The 18,665-nt window shown below is 72.7% G+C and carries 18 protein-coding genes and 1 riboswitch; of the genes, 12 read left to right on the forward strand and 6 right to left on the reverse strand.

What is annotated here, in order from left to right; translation table 11 throughout:
• Positions 1-2: 2 nt before the first annotated feature.
• Entirely contained in the window at positions 3-617 is a 615-nt protein-coding gene (cobO, locus tag K1T34_RS05260) for a cob(I)yrinic acid a,c-diamide adenosyltransferase (protein ID WP_220243165.1), read from the reverse strand.
• On the reverse strand, positions 617-2,602 hold the full coding sequence (locus K1T34_RS05265) for a putative cobaltochelatase (protein ID WP_220243166.1): 1,986 nt from the start codon (positions 2,600-2,602) through the stop codon (positions 617-619). Before K1T34_RS05265 ends, cobO begins: the two co-directional genes overlap by 1 nt.
• A 68-nt stretch (positions 2,603-2,670) precedes the next feature.
• On the opposite strand from K1T34_RS05265, the gene cbiE reads away from it, so the two are divergent.
• From cbiE to K1T34_RS05295, 6 genes are read left to right on the forward strand one after another with little or no spacing between them, the layout of a single operon-like run.
• Positions 2,671-3,822: a precorrin-6y C5,15-methyltransferase (decarboxylating) subunit CbiE gene (cbiE, locus tag K1T34_RS05270; protein ID WP_255638326.1), complete on the forward strand. Its 1,152-nt coding sequence runs from the start codon at positions 2,671-2,673 to the stop codon at positions 3,820-3,822.
• Positions 3,819-4,580 carry a cobalt-precorrin-4/precorrin-4 C(11)-methyltransferase gene (locus K1T34_RS05275; protein WP_220243168.1) on the forward strand — a complete coding sequence of 254 codons (762 nt, stop codon included), beginning with the start codon at positions 3,819-3,821 and terminating at the stop codon, positions 4,578-4,580. Before cbiE ends, K1T34_RS05275 begins: the two co-directional genes overlap by 4 nt.
• Complete coding sequence (locus K1T34_RS05280; protein ID WP_220243169.1) at positions 4,577-5,587, forward strand: Gfo/Idh/MocA family protein; 1,011 nt, start codon at positions 4,577-4,579, stop codon at positions 5,585-5,587. The genes K1T34_RS05275 and K1T34_RS05280 overlap by 4 nt, the downstream gene beginning before the upstream one ends.
• Positions 5,584-6,312 (forward strand): cobalt-precorrin-6A reductase, encoded by a 729-nt coding sequence (locus K1T34_RS05285; RefSeq protein ID WP_220243170.1) that lies wholly within the window; start codon positions 5,584-5,586, stop codon positions 6,310-6,312. Before K1T34_RS05280 ends, K1T34_RS05285 begins: the two co-directional genes overlap by 4 nt.
• Positions 6,309-6,953: a 5,6-dimethylbenzimidazole synthase gene (gene bluB / locus K1T34_RS05290; protein WP_220243171.1), complete on the forward strand. Its 645-nt coding sequence runs from the start codon at positions 6,309-6,311 to the stop codon at positions 6,951-6,953. Before K1T34_RS05285 ends, bluB begins: the two co-directional genes overlap by 4 nt.
• Before the next feature lie 30 nt (positions 6,954-6,983).
• Complete coding sequence (locus K1T34_RS05295; protein WP_220243172.1) at positions 6,984-10,061, forward strand: arabinosyltransferase domain-containing protein; 3,078 nt, start codon at positions 6,984-6,986, stop codon at positions 10,059-10,061.
• Positions 10,062-10,064: 3 nt separating this feature from the next.
• On the opposite strand, the gene K1T34_RS05300 is transcribed toward K1T34_RS05295, so the two are convergent.
• Entirely contained in the window at positions 10,065-11,237 is a 1,173-nt protein-coding gene (locus K1T34_RS05300) for an MFS transporter (RefSeq protein ID WP_255638327.1), read from the reverse strand.
• Positions 11,238-11,291: 54 nt separating this feature from the next.
• On the opposite strand from K1T34_RS05300, the gene K1T34_RS05305 reads away from it, so the two are divergent.
• Both K1T34_RS05305 and K1T34_RS05310 read left to right on the forward strand, forming a co-directional pair.
• On the forward strand, positions 11,292-12,038 hold the full coding sequence (locus tag K1T34_RS05305; protein ID WP_220243173.1) for a helix-turn-helix transcriptional regulator: 747 nt from the start codon (positions 11,292-11,294) through the stop codon (positions 12,036-12,038).
• A gap of 47 nt (positions 12,039-12,085) precedes the next feature.
• Positions 12,086-12,511 (forward strand): heme-binding protein, encoded by a 426-nt coding sequence (locus tag K1T34_RS05310; RefSeq protein WP_255638328.1) that lies wholly within the window; start codon positions 12,086-12,088, stop codon positions 12,509-12,511.
• Here the strand turns inward: K1T34_RS05310 and K1T34_RS05315 are convergent.
• Genes K1T34_RS05315 through K1T34_RS05325 form a run of 3 tightly spaced genes read right to left on the reverse strand, consistent with a single transcriptional unit; the run spans position 12,502 to position 15,766 of the window.
• Entirely contained in the window at positions 12,502-14,022 is a 1,521-nt protein-coding gene (locus K1T34_RS05315; RefSeq protein WP_220243174.1) for a precorrin-2 C(20)-methyltransferase, read from the reverse strand. The genes K1T34_RS05310 and K1T34_RS05315 overlap by 10 nt on opposite strands.
• Positions 14,019-14,642 carry a precorrin-8X methylmutase gene (locus K1T34_RS05320; RefSeq protein ID WP_220243175.1) on the reverse strand — a complete coding sequence of 208 codons (624 nt, stop codon included), beginning with the start codon at positions 14,640-14,642 and terminating at the stop codon, positions 14,019-14,021. Before K1T34_RS05320 ends, K1T34_RS05315 begins: the two co-directional genes overlap by 4 nt.
• Positions 14,639-15,766: a precorrin-3B synthase gene (locus tag K1T34_RS05325; RefSeq protein WP_220243176.1), complete on the reverse strand. Its 1,128-nt coding sequence runs from the start codon at positions 15,764-15,766 to the stop codon at positions 14,639-14,641. The genes K1T34_RS05320 and K1T34_RS05325 overlap by 4 nt, the downstream gene beginning before the upstream one ends.
• A gap of 144 nt (positions 15,767-15,910) precedes the next feature.
• On the opposite strand from K1T34_RS05325, the gene K1T34_RS05330 reads away from it, so the two are divergent.
• The 4 genes from K1T34_RS05330 to K1T34_RS05345 are packed head-to-tail and all read left to right on the forward strand — an operon-like array spanning position 15,911 to position 18,520.
• A complete protein-coding gene (locus K1T34_RS05330) occupies positions 15,911-16,771 on the forward strand; it encodes an ABC transporter ATP-binding protein (RefSeq protein ID WP_220247011.1) in 861 nt (286 codons plus the stop codon).
• 8 nt (positions 16,772-16,779) lie between these two features.
• The gene (locus K1T34_RS05335) at positions 16,780-17,652 is read left to right on the forward strand and encodes an ABC transporter permease (RefSeq protein WP_370643631.1); all 873 of its coding nucleotides are present in this window, start codon (positions 16,780-16,782) and stop codon (positions 17,650-17,652) included.
• Positions 17,653-17,658: 6 nt separating this feature from the next.
• Entirely contained in the window at positions 17,659-17,892 is a 234-nt protein-coding gene (locus tag K1T34_RS05340; protein WP_220243178.1) for a helix-turn-helix transcriptional regulator, read from the forward strand.
• A gap of 10 nt (positions 17,893-17,902) precedes the next feature.
• The gene (locus K1T34_RS05345; protein WP_220243179.1) at positions 17,903-18,520 is read left to right on the forward strand and encodes a hypothetical protein; all 618 of its coding nucleotides are present in this window, start codon (positions 17,903-17,905) and stop codon (positions 18,518-18,520) included.
• Between the two features lie 65 nt (positions 18,521-18,585).
• Positions 18,586-18,655, forward strand: a riboswitch (cobalamin riboswitch).
• Positions 18,656-18,665: the final 10 nt, after the last annotated feature.

The following is an 18,665-nucleotide window of genomic DNA, read 5'->3' on the forward strand; positions in this document are numbered from 1 at the left end:
CGCTACCACTCGATCCCCCGCTGCCCCTTCTGGCCCGCGTCCATGGGGTGCTTGACCTTCGTCATCTCGGCCACCAGGTCGGCGGCCTCGACGAGCTCCGGCGGCGCGTAGCGGCCGGTGATCACCACGTGCTGGTGCCCGGGCCGGGAGACCAAAGTGGACACCACGTCGTCGACCTCGAGCCAGCCCCACTTGAGCAGGTAGGAGAACTCGTCGAGCACGTAGAAGTCGTGCGTCTCGGCGGCGAGGCGGCGCTTGATCTCGGCCCAGCCCTCGCGCGCGTTGGCGGCGTGGTCTTCGTCGGTCCCGGACTTGCGCGTCCAGCTCCAGCCCTCGCCCATCTTGTGCCACTCGACGGGCCCGCCCTCGCCCGTGTCGTCGTGCAGCTTCCCGAGCGCGCGGAACGCGGCTTCCTCGCCGACGCGCCACTTCGCCGACTTCACGAACTGGAACACCCCGATCGACCAGCCCTGGTTCCACGCGCGCAGCGCCATGCCGAACGCGGCGGTCGACTTGCCCTTCATCTCGCCGGTGTGCACGGCGAGCAGAGGGCGGTTGCGGCGCTGTCGCGTGGTGAGCCCGTCCTGCGGGACGACGGCCGGTTTCCCTTGCGGCATCAGGCAGCCCTCCCGGTGCGTTCGCGGACGGCCGAGGCCAGCGTCTCGGCCGCGACCTCGGCGAGTGCCACATGCTCGGCGCCGAGGTGCCCGGCCAGCTCCGCCGCCAGCCCGAGGCGCATCCGGCCGCTCTCGCAGTCCATCACGATGGTGGTGACGCCGGCCAGCAACCCCGCCGCGGCCTGCGAGCGTGCGACGGCGTCGGCTCCGCTCGTGGCCCGCCCGTCCGTGACGAGAACCAGCAGCGGACGCCGGCGCGGATCGCGGATCGCCTCCACGCGCAGCACGCGCGCGGCTTCCAGCAGCCCTTCCGCGAGCGGCGTGCGGCCGCCCGTCGGCAGTCCTTCCAGCCGCGCGGCCGCGGCCTCGACGCTGATCGTCGGCGGCAGCGTGAGCTCGGCCGAGTCACCACGGAAGGTGACGAGCCCGACCTTGTCACGCCGTTGGTAGGCGTCCAACAGCAGCGACAGCACCGCCGTCTTCACTTCGCGCATCCGCGTGCGCGCGCCCATGGAGCCCGACGCGTCCACGCAGAACAGCACGAGGTTGCCTTCGCGCCCTTCGCGCAACGCGAACCGCAGATCCTGCGTACGCACCAGCAGCCCGGGACCGCTGCGGCCACGGGACCGCTGGTGCGGCGCGGCGGCACGCATCGTGGCGACGAGGTGCGGCCGGCCGTCGCGGACGCTCGGTGGCTGGACCCCGATCGTGCGGCCGGTGTCGGTGATGGCCCGCGACCGGCGGCCACGCTCGCCTTCGCCGGTTCCCTTCACGCGGAACACGCGCGCCCGGAACGTCTCGCCGGAACCGACCGTGTTCTGCGGTCCGGAACCCGTCCCCTCGCCCGGTTGCTGCTGCGGTTGCTGCTGGGGCGGCGCCGGCTGGTCCCCCGGCGGCTGCTCACCTTCGGCGCTCGGGGACCCGGAACCCGAGCCGGGACCGTCGTCCTCCGGGCCAGGACCGGGATCCTCAGGCGGTTGCGCGTCCTGCAACGCCTGTTCCAGCTGCTCCTCGGAAATCCCCGGCGCGTCGAACGGGTTGCGGCGGCGCCGGTGCGGCAACGCGAGCCGCGCGGCCACGCGCACGTCCTCGGTGGTCACCTCGTTGCGCCCGGCCCACGCCGCGTGCGCGACGGCCGTGCGCGCCGTGACGATGTCGGCCCGCATCCCGTCCACCTCGAACGACGCGCACACCTCGGCGATCTGCCGCAGCGCGTCGTCGGGCAGCTTCACCGCGGGCAGAAGCCGTTGTGCCGCCTCGATGTCCGCGGCCAGCGCCGAGTCTTCGGCGGCGTACGCGGCCGCAAACCCGTCGGGATCCGCCTCGTACGCGAGGCGCCGGCGGACCACCTCCACGCGCTGCTCGGGCTCTCGGCTGGACGCGACCTCGACCGTCAGCCCGAACCGGTCCAGCAGCTGCGGCCGCAGCTCGCCTTCCTCGGGGTTCATCGTGCCGATCAGCACGAACCGCGCCGCGTGCGACACGGACACGCCCTCGCGCTCCACGGTCGCGCGGCCCATCGCGGCGGCATCGAGCAGGGTGTCGACGAGGTGGTCGTGCAGCAGGTTGACCTCGTCCACGTAGAGCAGGCCCCGGTTGGCCGCGGCCAGCAGACCCGGCTGGTAGTCCGTGACGCCCTCCGACAGCGCCTTCTCCAGGTTCAGCGACCCGACGACCCGGTCCTCCGCCGCGCCGACGGGCAGCTCCACCAGCCGCGCCGGCCTCCGGTGCGCGGGCGCGCCCGCGGGGTGCGGGCCGTCCGGGCAGACGGGGTCGGGCGCGGCGGGATCGCACGAGAACCGGCAGCCGTCCACCACGTCGAGCTGGGGCAGCAGACCGGCGAGCGCACGCACCATCGTCGACTTCGCCGTGCCCTTCTCGCCCCGCACCAGCACGCCGCCCACGGCGGGTGAGATCGAGGACAGGATCAGCGCCAGGCGCAGGTCCGGCATCCCGACGACGGCGGTGAACGGGTACGGCTTCAAGAGCTCTCCTCGTGGTCGGCGTCCGGCCGATCATCGCACAGGAAACGCGTCGTCTAGCGTGGGTGAACGTGCGCGAAAAATCACCCCTGTTCGTGGTCGGCATCGGGGCCGACGGCTGGCCGGGATTGGCCGAGCGGGCGCGGAAAGCCGTGCTCGAAGCCGACGTCGTGCTGGGTGCGCCGCGGCAGCTCGCGATGCTGCCCGAAGGCGTCCGCACGCAAGCCTGGCCGAGCCCGTTGCTCCCGGCGCTCGACGACGTCCTCGCCGCGCACGCCGGGAGTCGCGTCTGCGTGCTGGCCAGCGGCGATCCCCTGCTCTCAGGCATCGGCACGACCCTGCGCGACCGCGGCCACGAGATCGACGTCCTGCCCGCGCTTTCGTCGGTGACGCTGGCCCGCGCGCGGCTCGGCTGGTCGTTCGAGGAGACCGAGGTGATCACCGTCGTCGGGCGCGCCGTGGACCGCGTGGCCCGGGTGCTCGCGCCGCGCCGGAAAGTGCTGGTGCTGGGCGCGAACGCGGCCGACCTGCGGGAGCTGCTCCGGACCCGCGGCTACGGCGAGTCCACCCTGACCAGCCTCGAAAACCTCGGCGCCGAAGACGAGCACATCGAAGACGGCTGGATCGGCGAACCCGGCCCGCTCACCGTGTTCGCCCTGGTCTGCGCCGGCCCTGCGCTCCCGCTCACCGGCCTGCCCGACAGCGCCTTCGAACACGACGGCCAGCTCACCAAACGCGACGTCCGCGCGTCCGCCCTCGCCCACCTCGCGCCCGTCCCCGGCGAGCTGCTCTGGGACGTCGGCGCGGGTGCGGGCAGCGTCGGCATCGAATGGTCCCGCGCGCACCCGCTCAACCGCGCGATCGCCGTCGAACGCGACCCCGCGCGCGCCGAGCGCATCACTCGCAACGCCGCCACACTCGGTGTCCCCGAGCTGCGGGTGGTCACCGGCCCGGCCCCCGACGCACTGGCGACCCTGCCCCGGCCCGACGCCGTCTTCATCGGCGGCGGCCTCACCGTGCCCGGCCTGCTCGACGCGTGCCTCGCCACGGGTGCCCGCGTGGTCGCCCACGGTGTCACGCTGGAAGCAGAACAGATCCTGGCGAACGCCTACGCGAGCCGGGGTGGTGAGCTGACGAGGATCACCGTCGACCACGCGCAGCCGCTCGGCGGGTTCACGGGGTGGACCCCGTCGCGCACCGTGACGTCCTGGAGTTCGAGATGACCGTTCACTTCATCGGCGCCGGCCCCGGCGCGGCCGACCTCATCACCGTCCGTGGCCGCGACCTGCTCGCGCGCTGCGGTGTGTGCCTGTACCCGGGCAGCATGACGCCGACCGACCTGCTCGCGTACTGCGCGCCCGAGACCGAGCGCGTCGACACGGCCAACCTGAGCCTCGACGAGATCGTCGAACGCCTGATCGCGGCCCACCACGCGGGCCACGACGTCGCGCGGCTGGTGTCCGGCGACCCGTCGCTCTACAGCGCGGTGGCGGAAACCGTGCGCCGCCTCGACGCCGCCGGAGTGCCCTACGCCATCGTCCCCGGCGTCCCCGCGTTCGCCGCGTCGGCCGCCGTGCTGGGCCGTGAGCTGACCGTGCCCGGCATCGGGCAGAGCCTCGTGATCACGCGCGCGCAAGCGCGGTCGACGGCGTTGCCCGAAGGCGAGACGCTGGCGAACTTCGCTCGCAGCGGCACCACACTCGCGTTGCACCTGGCCATCAACCACATCGAGCGCGTCACCGAGGAGCTCGTGCCGTTCTACGGCGCCGGCTGCCCCGCGGCCGTCGTGGCGCTGGCGAGCCAGCCGGGCGAAACCGTCGTGCGCGGCACGCTCACCGACATCGCCGCACAGGCGCGCGAAGCGGGAATGACGCGCGCGGCCACCATCTTCGTCGGCCAGGTGCTCGCCGCCGGAGGATTCCCCGACAGCTTCCTGTATTCGAGCACCCGAGACCGCGCGAGCCAACCGGAGTCACTGTGACAGACCTACGCTGGGGCCTGCTGGCCGCCGGATCGATCGCCGCCGACTTCGCGACCGGCGTCGAGCTCAGCAAACACGGCACGCTGGAAGCCGTCGCCGCCCGCTCGGCCGACCGGGCGCGCGAGTTCGCCACCCGCTTCGACATCCCGAAGGCCTACGGCTCCTACGGCGACCTGCTCGCCGACCCGGACGTCGACGCCGTCTACATCGCCACGCCGCACCCGATGCACGCGGAGTGGGCGATCCGCGCCGCCGAAGCCGGCAAGCACGTGCTGTGCGAGAAACCGCTCACGGTCACCGCGGCCGAGGCCGAGAAGGTGATCGACGCGGCGCGCCGCCACGACGTCTTCCTCATGGAGGCGTTCATGTACCGCCTGCACCCGCAGACGCGCCGGCTCGTCGAGCTGATTTCGTGCGGCGCGATCGGTGAGGTCCGGGCCGTCGACGTCTCGTTCAGCTTCGACACCGGCGCCAACGACGCCCCTCGCCTGGCCGACCCGGCGCTCGGCGGCGGCGGGATCCTCGACGTCGGCTGTTACTGCACGTCGCTCGCGCGGCTCGTTTCGCAGGCGGCGACCGGCATCGACGTCGTGGAACCCACTACCGTCACCGGGATGGCGCGGCTGACCGACCGCGGCGTCGACGAGTTCGCGATGGCCCTGCTGCGGCTGCCGGGCGACATCATCGCGCAGCTGTCCTGCGGCTACCGGCTCACGCAGGACGACCACATCCGGATCTACGGCACCACCGGGCAGATCCACGTGCCGAAACCCGCCTGGCTGCCGCAGATGCGCCGCGCGACGTCGTCGCAGATCGTGCTGACGCCGGCGGGCGGCGAGCCCGAGGTGATCGAGATCGAGGCGACGCAGAGTGTGTTCGCGCGCGAGGCCGACCACGTCGCCGCCCATGTGGACAACCGGCAGGCACCCGAGCTGACCTGGGCCGAGACGCTCGCGAACATGCGCACGCTCGACCGCTGGCGCGCGGCCGTCGGCTACGGCGGATGACCGTGCTGGTCCTCGGCGGCACGGCCGAGGCGCGGGCGCTCGCGGCCGAACTGCACTCGCGCGGGGTCGCCGTGGTGTCGTCGCTCGCCGGGCGGGTCGCCCGGCCGCGGCTGCCCGTCGGCGAAGTGCGGGTCGGGGGTTTCGGTGGTGTCGAAGGGCTGTCCGCGTGGCTGCGTGAGCACGACGTGGCGGCGGTTGTCGACGCGACCCATCCGTTCGCGGAACGCATTGGTACCAACGCTTTCGCCGCCACCTCGGCCATCGGCGTGCCACTGCTGCGGCTCGCCCGGCCCGGTTGGCAGCCCGCCGAAAGCGATCGCTGGCACTGGGCCGATGACCTCGGCGCCGCCGCCGAACTGCTGCCCGGCCTCGGCTCCCGCGTCTTCCTGACCAGCGGACGACAGGGGCTCGCCGCGTTCGCCGAGCTCGACGCGTTGTGGTTCCTCATCCGCTGCGTCGACCCGCCCGAGCCGCCGTTGCCGAGGCAGCACCAGGTCCTGCTGAACCGCGGACCGTACGAAGTGGACGGAGAACGCGCGCTGCTGGCCGAGCACCGCATCGACGTCCTCGTCACCAAGGACAGCGGCGGCCCGATGACCGCCGCGAAGCTCACCGCCGCCCGCGAGCTGGGCCTGCCGGTGGTCGTCGTCCGCCGCCCGCCGCGCCCGGCCACCGCCGAGGTCGCGGGGGTCGCCGAAGCCGTGGAATGGGTGCTGCACCGATGATCGACGAGTTCTACGAAGTTCTTCGCCGCCGCCGCGACGTCCGAGGCGAGTTCACCGGCGAGCCGATCGACGACGCCGTGCTCACCCGCGTGCTCGAAGCCGCGCACGCCGCGCCGAGCGTGGGCCTGAGCCAGCCGTGGGACTTCGTGCTCGTGCGCGACCCCGCCACGCGCGCGGCGTTCGCCCAGCACGTGCACGACGAACGCGACGTGTTCGCGGCCGAGCTGGCAGGCGAACGCGCCGATACGTTCTCCCGCATCAAGATCGAGGGCATCCGCGAGTCGACCCTTGGCATCGTCGTCACCTACGACGCCGAACGCGGCGCGCCCGCCGTGCTGGGCCGGCACGCCATCGCCGACGCCGGGCTGTACTCCGTCTGCCTCGCCATCCAGAACCTGTGGCTGGCCGCGACCGCCGAGGGCCTCGGCGTCGGCTGGGTGAGCTTCTACCGCGAGCCGTTCCTCGCGTCGTTGCTCGGCATCCCGGCCGGAATCCGGCCTGTGGCCTGGCTCTGCGTCGGCCCCGTGACCGCGCTGGCCGAGGTCCCGGACCTCGAGCGCCACGGCTGGCGCACCCGCGCGCCGTTGGCCAACGCCGTGCACCACGAGCGCTTCACGCCCCGTGACGAGGGGTGTGCGTAGCCCCTTCGGCCGACCGGATAGCTTTCCCGGATGCGTCCGATTGCCGTAGCGCTGGGGTTGCTTTCGGCGCTGTGCGCCCTGGCTTATCCGTTCCTGCCCGTCGTGCAGGACACCGCGCAGGTCGGCTGGCCCACCGGCTCCGACACCCGGTCCGTCAACGCGCCCTTGACCGGGTACTGGGCCCAGGACCTCGAGGCCGAGATCCCGTGCGCCACGGTCAAGTCGCTCGACGCGCGCACGAACGGTCCCGCGCTGCTGTTCGCGACGGTGCCGGACGGGCGCACCGACCCGCGCGCCGGCAACGGCGTCGGATTGCAGCTGCGCGTGGACAACGGCGTGCTGCTCGCGTCCAGCCAGGGCCAGCAGATCGCGCAGCAGCCACTGCCACCGGCCGGCTGCACGGTGACGCTGAAGTCGGACGCCACGCAGATGACGCTCGCCGTCGCGGGCACGACGGTGTTCCACACGACCGGCGACGTCCGCCCGCGCGTGGTCGGCATCTACTCCTCGATCAGCTCCGCGAAGGACCCGATCTCGGGCCTGCACGTGACGGTCGTGCCGGACACCCGCTACCAGACTTCGCCGACGGCGTTGAAGATCGGCGTCGGCATCCTCGGCGTGCTCGCGTTCATCGCCTGCCTGATCGTGGTGTGGCGCATGGACTCCGGGTTCGCCCGTCGCGCGCCGCGGTGGGCTCCCGTGGGCTGGTGGCGCCTGACCGGCCGCGACGCGACGGTGATCCTCGCGCTCGGCGCGTGGGTGTTCATCGGACCGGTGACCTCGGACGACGGCTACATCCTCACGATGGCCAGAGTCACGGAGTCCACGGGCTTCCTGACCAACTACCACCGCTGGTTCGGCGTCGCTGAGGCGCCGTTCGGCTGGTTCTACCACCTCTACGAGCTGATGACGCACGTCAGCACGGTGCCGCCGTGGATCCGGCTGCCCTCGTACCTGGTGGGCGTGATCAGCTGGCTGCTCATCAGCCGCGAAGTGATGCCCCGGCTGGGCACGCAGGTGCGCGGCAGCCGCGCGGCCGGCTGGGCCGCGGCGGCCGTGTTCCTCGTCTGGTGGATGCCCTACAACAACGGCGTGCGGCCGGAACCCGTGGCCGCGCTGGGTTCGCTGCTCGCGATCTGCGCCGTGGAACGCGCGTTGGTGACGCGCCGCCTGCTGCCGCTGTGCCTCGGCCTCACCGCGGCCGCGTTCACGCTCGCCGCGACGCCGACGGGGCTGATCGCGGTGGCGCCGTTCCTGGTGGCCGCGCGGCCGTTGTTCAAGCTCGTGCGCCAGCGCGCGGCCGGTGGCTGGCTCCCGATCCTCGCGCCGATCGCCGCGTCGGGGCTGCTCGTGCTCGTGGTGGTGTTCGCGGACCAGACGTTCGCGACCGTGCAGGAGGCCACGCGCATCCGCACGCAGGTGGGGCCGAACCTGTCGTGGTTCCAGGAGCTCGCGCGCTACCAGCTGCTGTTCGAGAACCTGCCCGACGGGTCCGCGCCACGCCGGTTCCCGGTGCTGCTGGTGGTCCTGTGCACGGTGACGTGCCTGGTCGTGCTGCTGCGGCGCGGCCGGATCCCGGGCGCGGCACTCGGGCCGAGCCGGCGGCTGATCGGCACCACCGCGTTGTTCTTCCTGCTGCTGGCCCTCACGCCGACGAAATGGACGCACCACTTCGGCGCGTTCGCGGCTGTCGGGGCGTCGATGGCCGCGTTGACCGCGTTGGCGACGAGTTCCACCGTGCTGCGCTCGAACCGCAACCGGGCAACGTTCCTCGCGGGGCTGCTCGTGGTGGGCGCGCTCGCCGCGACGGGACCCAACACGTACTGGTTCGTCTCGCGCCTGGGCGTGCCGTGGACCGGGCTCGCGCCGTCGATCGCCGGGATCCCGCTGTCGACGATCCTGCTGGTGGCCGCGGCGATCGCGGGGATCTACGCGTTCGTGGAGAACATCCGCGCCCACCGCCCGGGCGCGCCCGCGCCGCAGGAAAAACGCGGCCGGTCGCTGCGGCTGGGCTCGCTGTCGCTCGTGGTCGTGTGCGGCTTGGTCGCGTCCGGCGAGTTCTACACGATGGCAGCGGCGATCTACATCCAGCGCGGCAGCTACAGCCTGGGCGCCGCCGACTTCGGGCACCTGTTCGGCAAGAGCTGCAACCTGTCCGACCACGTGATGGTGGAGACCGACGCCGCGAAGAGTGTCCTGCACCCGCAGCCCGAGCAGCGGACCGTGCCGGCGAAACAGGAAGAGTCGCCGCTGCCGAACCCGGACCAGGGCAACGGCCAGGTCCAGACCGGCTTCCACACGCGTCCCACCGAAGAGGACGACCCGCTTTCCGAGCCCCCGCACGGCTTCACGCCCGACACCGTGCCGATGTGGAGCAGCTACTTCGAGCAGAACCGCACGGGCCGGCTGCGCAGCGAGTGGTACGCGCTGGCCGACAAACCCGCCGACGGCCAGATCGTGATCGCGACGGCAGGCCAGCCGCGGCGTCCCGCGTCGGTGAGCCTCGACTACGGCGTGGTGACGCCCGACGGCGTCAAGGTGCTGCGCAGCCAGTTCGCCCTCCCGCCGGGCGCCGGCACCGGCGGCTGGAACGACACCCGCATCAACCTGCGTGACCTGCCGCCGCAGACCACGTCGGTGCGCGTGGACATCGTCGACAACGACCTCACCGAGGACGGCTGGATCGCCGCGTCCGCCCCGCGCGTGCCGACCTTCACCACACTGACGGACAAGCTCGTGGGCAAGTCCGTGTACATCGACTGGCCCGCGTCGTTCGTCTACCCGTGTGCGAACCCCGTGACCTCCCGCGACGGCATCTCGCAGGTCCCCGACTACCGCATCACGGCCGGCGCACTGGCCGACGAGGCGGAATGGGCGTCGGCCACCAACGGCGGGCCGATCGGCTGGCTCGAGGAGGTGGCGAAGGAACCCGAGGTGCCCAGCTACCTGATCGGCCAGCCGAGCCAGTCGTGGGGCCAGCTGCTGCAGGTGGAACCGTTCAGCGAAGGCATCGCGCCCACGGTGCAGCACGGCCGGAAGACGGTGTGGGGCTGGTGGTCTCCGGGTCCGGGGCCGGCACAGCCGAACGGGAAGGACCCGACGCGCTGACCCTCACGCCTTGACCGTCTCCTGTGGACGGTCCTCGTGGTGCGGTTCGGTCAGCCCGCGGGCCGCGACCGCGGCGAGCACCGGCAGCACGGCCAGCGACAGCAGCGCCCACTGCAGGCCCGCCGCGTTCGCGAGCACGCCGACCGCGGGCGCGGCCAGCCCGCCGACGCTCACCGCCAGGCCGAGCGTGACGCCGCTGGCCGTGCCGTGGCGGTGGGGCAGGTAGTCCTGGCCGAGCGTGACGTGCAGGGAGAACGGGACGTAGGTGGCCACGGCGGTCAGCGCCACCAGCGCGTACACCGCGGGTCCGGGCACGAGCGCGACGCCGGCGACGGCGGGAATCGCGACGAGGTACGCCACGCGCAGGGTGCGGATCCGGCCCCAGCGCTCGGCCAGCACTCCGCCGAGCAGGGTGCTCGCGGCGCCGGCACCGAACAGCACGACCAGCGCCGCCTCACCCGCCGTCGGACCACCGCCGACCCGTTGCGCGACCCAGATCGCGAGGAACGTGCTCAGCCCGAACGTCACCATCGAGCGCGCGACGACCACGATCGTCAGCCGGGCGAACTGGCGCCAGTCGTCGCGGCCGGCCGCGGCGGCCTGGTTCGCGGCGGCGCCGGGAGCCTGCAGCTTCCGCAGCACGGCGACGGTGAGCAGGCCCGCGGCGAGCGCCGGGACCGCCAGCAGCGGGGTCGCGCCGAGCCCGCCGAGGTGCAGCACGGGCGTGACGAGGATCGGGCCGAGCGCGAAACCGACGTTGCCGCCCAAGGAGAACCAGCTCATGCCGACGTGCCCGCGCCGCGCGACCCGGCGGGCCAGCCGCGCCGATTCGGGGTGGTAGGCGGCGACGCCGAGCCCGGACAACGCGATGGCCAGCCACGTGAGCGCGTACGAGTTCCCGAGACCGGACAACCCGATGCCGGCACCGGCGACCGTCATGCCGGCCGGGACGAGCCAGGGCAGCGCCCGCCGGTCGGTCAGCACGCCGAACAGCGGCTGCACCACCGACGACAGCAGCGTCGCGGCCAGCGTGATGCCGGCCGCGGCGAGGTAACCGTAGGAGCGCTCGGCCACGAGGAACGGGACGAGGGCCGGCACGGCGCCCTGGTAGAGGTCGTCGACCGCGTGGCCGACGACGAGCATCACCATCGGCCACCGGGAGTTCGCTGAAGTCATGCGGAGATCGTTGCGCCGGACCAGGGGTTCCCGATTCCGCTATTCTGCCGACCTATGTCGATTTCTCGCCATCTGCCCGCGGCGCCCACCTCGAGCCGCGAGCTGGAGACCGCCGAGCCGGTCGCGGCGCACTGGCACGACGAGAACCAGGTCGTCTACGCGAGCCGCGGCGTGCTCGCGGTACACACGGAAACCTCGCGGTGGATCACGCCGGCCCACCGCGCGCTGTGGGTCCCGGCGGGCACCGTGCACGCCCACCGCGCGTACGGCGTCACGCGGATCCACTTGGTCGGCCTCGCCCGCGCGTTCAACCCGCTGGGCCTGGTCGAGCCGACCGCGCTGGCGGTCTCCCCGTTGCTGCGGGAACTCCTCGTCGCCTACACCGTGCTCGCCGACGATCGCGACAGCCCGGCCGGGCGGCGGATGCGCGCGGTGCTGCTGGATCAGCTCGCCGCCGCCGAGGAGCGGCCGGTACGCGTGCCGGAAGCCCGGGATCCGCGCCTGGCCGCGGTCTGCCGGCTGCTGGAGGCCGACCCGTCGGACTCGCGCGGACTCGACGCGCTGGGCCGCGAGGCCGGGGCGAGCGGGCGCACGTTGACGCGGCTGTTCCGGCAGGACACGGGCATGACGTTCCCGCAGTGGCGCACCCAGCTGCGGCTCTACCACGCGCTGCGGCTGCTCGCCGAGGACACGCCCGTGACGACCGTCGCGCGCGAATGCGGCTTCGCGACGGCGAGCGCGTTCATCGACGTGTTCCGCCGGTCGCTCGGGCACACCCCCGGGTACTACCTGCGCGACTGAGGGCGGGCCAGTGGACGGCCGGAGCCGATCGCGGCTAGGTTCGAAGCGTGTCTGATACTCCCCGCCTGCCCGGGTTGACGTTGGCCGAAGCGGACCAGCTGGTGAACACGGCGCACGCCGTCGCCGCCGAGCGAGGGTTCGCGCCGCTGGCGGTCGCCGTCCTCGACGTCACCGGTGAGGTGATCGCGCTGAAGCGCGCCGACGGTGGCACGCCCGTGACCAGCCGCGTCGCCGTTGCCAAGGCCCGCACCGCGCTGCGCATGCTCAAGCCCTCCGGCGAAGTCACCCTGCCCGGCGAGGTCGTCGGCCCCCTCCAGCACGTCTACGGCGGCGACTTCGTCGCGCGCGCCGGCGGCATCCTCGTCACCGACGGCGACGTGGTCGTCGGCGCCATCGGTGCGTCGGGTGCGCAGAGCGCGCAGGACGAAGAAGCCGTGCGCGCCGCCGTCGAACAGCTGCAACCTCACGCGTAGGTGCGCGGGGTCCAGACGACCGTCGTGCCGTCCGGGCCCTCCTGCGCCACCGTTTTCGACGAGCCCACGATGAGCAGGCACCGCATGTCCACAGTGGACGGATCCAGCTCGCCCAGCGTGGTCACCGTGATCCGCTCCTCCGGCCCGCCCACGTCACGCGCCACGACGACCGGGGTGGCCGGTTCGCGGTGGCGCAGCAGGACTTCCCGCGTGGTGGCCAGCTGGGTCGTGCGAGTGCGTGAAGCCGGGTTGTACAGCGCCAGCACCAGATCGGCCGCGCCCGCAGCGTCGAGGCGGCGTTCGATGACGTCCCACGGCTTGAGGCGGTCCGAAAGGGACAGCACGCAGTAGTCGTGACCCAGCGGCGCGCCGACGCGGGAAGCGGCGGCCTGCGCGGCCGTCACCCCCGGGACGATGCGCACGCGCACGCCGGCGCCTCGACCGGCGGCGACCTGTTCCAGCACGGCGGAGGCCATGGCGAACACGCCCGGGTCGCCTGAGGAAACCACGGCAACCCTCGCCCCGGAATCCGCCAGCTCCAGCGCTTCCACCGCACGGTCGGCCTCGACGCGGTTGCCCGACGCGTGCCGCTCCTGGCCGGCGCGCTGGGGCACGCGGGCGACGTACGGGCCGTAGCCCACGATGTGCTCCGCCGCGGCCAGCTCGGCCGACGCTTCGGGCGTCAGCCACTCCGGACCCGCCGGGCCGAGGCCGACGACCACGACCTCGCCGGTGCCGGAAACCGGCTTCGCCGCCGGAGGAACCACCGCCGGCTCACCGTCCACCCGGGACGCATACGCCGGGCTCGGCAGCAACGCCAGCGAGAAGTACGGCACCGTCGACGGATCGACGTCGGCGAGCGGCTCGATCCGCTGCTCACCCCACGTGGCGCGCTCGACGTACCACGCGTCGTCCAGCTTGCCCGCCTCCGCGAACGCCTCGCGGACGGCACCGAAGGTGCGCCCCAGCTTCAGCACGGCCGCGGCCTGCGTGTCGGCCAGCCGGCGCGCCAGCTCGGGCGCCGGCAACGTGCCCGGCAGGACCGTGAGCACCTCGTCGCGCTGCACCAGCGGACGGCTGAGCACCGACGACGCCGCGCTCACCGACGTCACGCCCGGCACGACCTCGGCCTCGAAGCGACCGGCGAGGCGCTCGTGCATGTACATGTAGGAGCCGTAGAAGAACGGGTCGCCCTCGCACAGCACGACCACGTCGCGTCCGGCGTCGAGGTGCTCGGCCAGCTTTTTCGCGCTCAGCTCGTAGAAATCGGCGATCGCGCCCTCGTAGCCGCCGGGGTGGTCGGTGGTCTCCGTGGTGACCGGGTAGACCAGCGGCTCCTCCAGCTGGCCCTCGCGCAGGTACGGCGCGGCCACCGAACGCGCGATGCTGCGGCCGTGGCGCGCGCTGTGGTAGGCGATCACGTCGGCCTCGCCGATCAGCCGCGCGGCCTTCACCGTCATCAGTTCCGGGTCGCCGGGGCCGAGCCCGACGCCGTAGAGCCGGCCGGTCATTCGACCACGCTCGCGATCGCGTTGACGGCCGCCACGGCCATCGCGCTGCCACCCCGGCGCCCCTGCACCACGAGGTACGGCGCCGGAGCCCGCTTCGCCAGTTCCACTTTGGACTCGGCCGCGCCGACGAAACCCACCGGCACGCCGATGATCGCGGCCGGCGCCCCGACGCCTTCCTCGAGCAGCTCCAGCAGGCGGAACAACGCCGTCGGCGCGTTGCCGATCGCCACCACCGAACCCGGCAGCCGGTCGCGCCACAGCTCCAGCGCCGCGGCCGACCGCGTCGTGCCCATCCGCTCGGCCAGCCCCGGCACGCTCGGGTCGTCGAGGGTGCAGACGATGTCGTTGGCCGCGGGCAGCCGCTTGCGCGTGATGCCGCTGGCGATCATCTTCGCGTCGCACAGCACCGGCGCGCCCGCCTCGAGCGCCGCCCGGCCGGCCTCCACGACGTCAAGGGAGTAGCGCAGGTCGTCGACCAGGTCGACCATGCCGCAGGAGTGGATCATCCGCACCGCGACGCCGGCGACGTCGTCCGGCAGAATCGCCAGGTCCGCCTCCTCGCGGATCGTGGCGAACGAGTGCCGGTAGATCTCGGCACCGTCGGCCAGGTAGTCGATCACGGGTTTTCCTTCCTCACCAAGGAGTCCGCCAGGCGGGACGCCGCCAGCAGGCGTCCGCCGACACGGTAGCCGCCGGCTTCGGCGACCACGTCGAGGTGGGGGCCCGACGGCCGCCCGCAGCGCCGTGCACAGCCCGCCACGTGGGCGCGGACCCCGGCCGGGACCAGGCGCGCGGCGTCGGCGCGCACGTCGGCCAGCGACTTCGCGCAGCCGGGGCGGCCGATGCAGGCGGTGATCTCCAGCGCGGCGGGGTCGGTGCTCAGACCGGCCGCGTGCAGGCGCGCGGCCGCGTCCGGTGCGGCGTCCGGCAGCACGATCGACCGCCACGGTGTGACGACGGCGAGGTCGGCGAGGTCGGCGAGAATCCGCAGCTGCGCGGCCGTGAGCTGCCCGAACCGGGGCGCGACACCGACGCCGTGGTCGCCGAGCGGCCCGACGGTCGGGTCCACGCGCACCGGGCGCTCCACCGGCTCCGCCTCCGATCCCCGGGGCAGCAGCACGGTGGGATCAGGGAGCTCCGCGATCCGCCAAGCCGTCTCCCGCTGTGCGGCGAACTCACGCGCGACAGCCAGCAACGCGGCCACAGCTTCGTCACGCGGCACGGGCCAGCCGGTGTCCACGCCAGCGAGCAGCACCGTGCCCGCGTCGGACGTCACCGCGCGCCAGCACACATCGGCGCCTTCGCCCGCGACGTCACCCCGGCCGTCGTCGAACGCGAACAGGAACCGCCCCGGCAGCTCGGCCAGCTCCGGCTCGGCGCACAAGGCCACGTCCAGCTCCCCCGCCAGCCCGCGGACGTCGGCGGTCCCGCCGTGCACCCCGCTCAACGGCGAGGCCAGCACGTTGCGCACCCGCTCGTGCGTCGGCGAAGGCAACAACCCGGCAGCCATGAGCCTCGACGCGAGACCGGGCCGTGCCACCCCACGCAGCTGGACGTTGCCCCGCGAGGTGAGGTGCACGTCGCCGTCACCGAGGTCTTCGGCGCAGGAAGCCAGCACCCGCAACCGCTCCGCGGAGACGACCCCACCGGGCAGGCGCACGCGGGCGAGCGGTCCGTCCGCCGCGTCGTGCGTGGCGAAGACCCCGGGGCAGGCGTCGGCGCGTACGCGGGCAGGGCTGGACATGCCGCTCACTGTAGCTGGCTGCGGATTAAGCAGACTTGCGATCGTATGTAGTAGGTGTGCTACATTTCGTCGCACACAAACGATGGGGGTGGATTCGGTTTGAGGAATCCAGAGGAAGTCGTGCTGCGGGTCGAGGACCTGCGCATGAGATACGGCACCAACGACGTACTCCACGGCGTCGACTTCAAGGCCTACCGCGGCGAAGTGCTCTGCCTGCTCGGGCCCAACGGCGCCGGCAAGACGACCACGATCGAGATCCTCGAGGGTTTCCGGATGCGCTCGGCGGGCGACGTCGAGGTACTCGGCACCGATCCCGCGCGCGGCGGTGAGGACTGGCGGGCACGGCTGGGGGTCGTGCTCCAGTCCTGGCGTGACCACGGGAAATGGCGCGTGCGCGAGCTGCTGGCGCACCTCGGCGAGTACTACGCGCCGTACTCGACCGACACGATCCGCCGCCCGTGGGACACCCGCGAGCTGATCGACGCCGTCGGGCTCACCCCGCACGCGGACAAGAAGATCCGGCAGCTCTCCGGCGGGCAGCGGCGCCGCCTCGACGTCGCGATCGGCATCGTCGGCCGGCCCGAGCTGCTCTTCCTCGACGAACCGACGGCGGGCTTCGACCCCGAGGCACGGCGCGAGTTCCACGACCTCGTGCACCGGCTGACCGACGACGAGGACACCACGATCCTGCTCACCACCCACGACCTCGACGAGGCCGAGAAGCTGGCCGACCGGATCCTCATCCTCAACGGCGGCCGGATCGTCGCCGACGGTTCCGCCGACGAGCTCAGCCGCCGGATCTCCGGCGAGGCCGAGGTGCGCTGGTCCGTCGACGGGCAGCACTTCGTGCACTCCACCACGGAGGCCACGAAGTACGTGTTCGAACTCTTCAAGCAGCACGGCGAAGCCGTGGCCGACCTGGAGGTCCGCCGCGCGTCCCTCGAGGACACCTACATGACCCTGGTGCACCGCGCCGAGGCCGGACTCGTGGAAGCGGGTGTGTGATGACTGCGATGACCACGCCGATGGCGTTCGCCGCGGCCGCGAAGCGAAGGGCCCTGCGCAGTGGGTTGCGCCGCGGGCTGACCGAGTTCCGCCAGCAGTGGACCAACCGAGACGACGTGCTCGGCCAGGTGGTCTGGCTGGTCCTGATCCTGACCACGCTGTTCTTCATGCGCAACGCGCACCTGCCCGGCACGTCGTTCTCACTGGGCACCGCGACCGTGCCGAGCGTGCTCGGCGCCGGGATCGTGTTCAACGGCCTTTCGGGCGCGGCCGGCCAGCTCGTGATCGACCGCGAGGACGGCACGCTGCTGCGCGCCAAGGCCACGCCCAACGGCATGCTCGGCTACCTGCTCGGCAAGATCGTGTCGCTCTCGCTCATGCAGGTGGCCGGCCTGGTCGTGGTGCTGGTGCCGTGCCTGTTCCTGTTCTCCGGGCTGGCCGCGGACGGCGTGTGGTCGTGGCTCAACCTGCTCTGGGTCCTGGTGCTCGGGCTGCTGGCCACGCTGCCACTGGGCGCCGCGATCGGCTCCCTCATCCGCGACCCTCGGGCGATGGCCCTGGTCATGCTGCCGGTCACGGGCCTGACCGCGATCTCCGGCATCTTCTACCCGATCACGGCCCTGCCGGTCTGGGTGCAGGGCATCGCCCAGGTGTTCCCGATGTACTGGCTCGGCCTCGGCATGCGCTCGGCGCTGCTGCCGGACTCGGCCGTGGTGGTGGAGATCGGGCAGTCGTGGCGGCCCTGGTGGACCCTCGGCGTGCTGGTCGTGTGGGCCGTGATCGGATTGGCGCTGGCCCCGGTACTGCTTCGGCGCATGGCGCGGCGGGAATCCGGGTCGTCGGTGGCCGAACGACGGGAGAGGGCACTGCAGCGTGTGTGATCCGCGGTGAGCGAGAACGTCTACAACCGCATCGCGGTGCTGCGCGCCGAGCGCGGGATCTCGCGCCGGCAGCTGGCCGACGCGCTCGGCGTGCACTACCAGACGATCGGGTACCTGGAACGCGGCGAGTACAGCCCGAGCCTCTACCTGGCCCTGCGGATCGCGGAGTTCTTCGAGGTGGCCGTGGAGGTGCTCTTCTCCACCGAGCCGTTCCCGCGGATCGGCGACCGGTCGGCGTAGAACGGATGGGGTGACCGCCCATCTGCACGCCGCCGAGGACTTCATCGACCACCTCTCGCCGGAGGCCAACCGCTACAAGGCCTCCGGCGAGCCCGACGTCGTGAGCTGGACGCGGCCACAGCGCAACCACACGCAGTGCGCCTCGTTCCAGACCCAGCTGCTCAAGCACGTCTACGACTGGGCCGACGACGAGTTCTTCACCACCCATTTCCGCTCGGTGAGCCCGCCTTCACGCACGTACCGGTGGGTCTTCGAACAGCGGCAAGTGCCGCACTTCGCACGCGTGGACACCGTCGCCGACCTGCGTCCCGGTGATCTCGTGGTGATCGACTACGGGCACCGCCGGCCGACGAACACCGGGCACATCGCGCTGGTGCGGGGCACGCCCGTCGTGGACGAGGCCAAGTCGTACGTCGTGCCCGTGGCCGATTGCACCGCCGACCCGCACGGCACATCGCCGGACTTCCCCGACAGCCGCTCCCCCGCGGGTCAGGGCGCCGGTTACGGGCACCTGGTCGTACACGCGTCGCCGGATACGGGCGGGTTCGCGGGTTACGCGTGGAGCGTCACGGCCCAGCGGTCCCACCCCGTGGCCGAGCGGCCGATCGTGGCCGTGCGCGTGGTCTGAGACGTCACCTTGACGCGGGCTCGCACGCCCGTGAGAGTGAGTGGCGAACCACGCGTCGGCAGGTGGAGGAACCCGGTGAGAGTCCGGGACGGTCCCGCCACTGTGACCCGGAGTGATCCGGGGAGCCAGGAACTCCCGCCGGCGC

It is taken from the genome of Amycolatopsis sp. DSM 110486, assembly GCF_019468465.1.
Classification (GTDB): domain Bacteria; phylum Actinomycetota; class Actinomycetes; order Mycobacteriales; family Pseudonocardiaceae; genus Amycolatopsis.

Bases quoted from the DNA above. Each gene is read 5' to 3' on its own strand.
- cobO (WP_220243165.1), bottom strand. From the start codon at position 617: ATGCCGCAAGGGAAACCGGCCGTCGTCCCGCAGGACGGGCTCACCACG.
- K1T34_RS05275 (WP_220243168.1), top strand. From the start codon at position 3,819: ATGACCGTTCACTTCATCGGCGCCGGCCCCGGCGCGGCCGACCTCATC.
- K1T34_RS05285 (WP_220243170.1), top strand. From the start codon at position 5,584: ATGACCGTGCTGGTCCTCGGCGGCACGGCCGAGGCGCGGGCGCTCGCG.
- bluB (WP_220243171.1), top strand. From the start codon at position 6,309: ATGATCGACGAGTTCTACGAAGTTCTTCGCCGCCGCCGCGACGTCCGA.
- K1T34_RS05295 (WP_220243172.1), top strand. From the start codon at position 6,984: ATGCGTCCGATTGCCGTAGCGCTGGGGTTGCTTTCGGCGCTGTGCGCC.
- K1T34_RS05300 (WP_255638327.1), bottom strand. From the start codon at position 11,237: ATGACTTCAGCGAACTCCCGGTGGCCGATGGTGATGCTCGTCGTCGGC.
- K1T34_RS05305 (WP_220243173.1), top strand. From the start codon at position 11,292: ATGTCGATTTCTCGCCATCTGCCCGCGGCGCCCACCTCGAGCCGCGAG.
- K1T34_RS05315 (WP_220243174.1), bottom strand. From the start codon at position 14,022: ATGACCGGCCGGCTCTACGGCGTCGGGCTCGGCCCCGGCGACCCGGAA.
- K1T34_RS05325 (WP_220243176.1), bottom strand. From the start codon at position 15,766: ATGTCCAGCCCTGCCCGCGTACGCGCCGACGCCTGCCCCGGGGTCTTC.
- K1T34_RS05330 (WP_220247011.1), top strand. From the start codon at position 15,911: ATGAGATACGGCACCAACGACGTACTCCACGGCGTCGACTTCAAGGCC.
- K1T34_RS05335 (WP_370643631.1), top strand. From the start codon at position 16,780: ATGACCACGCCGATGGCGTTCGCCGCGGCCGCGAAGCGAAGGGCCCTG.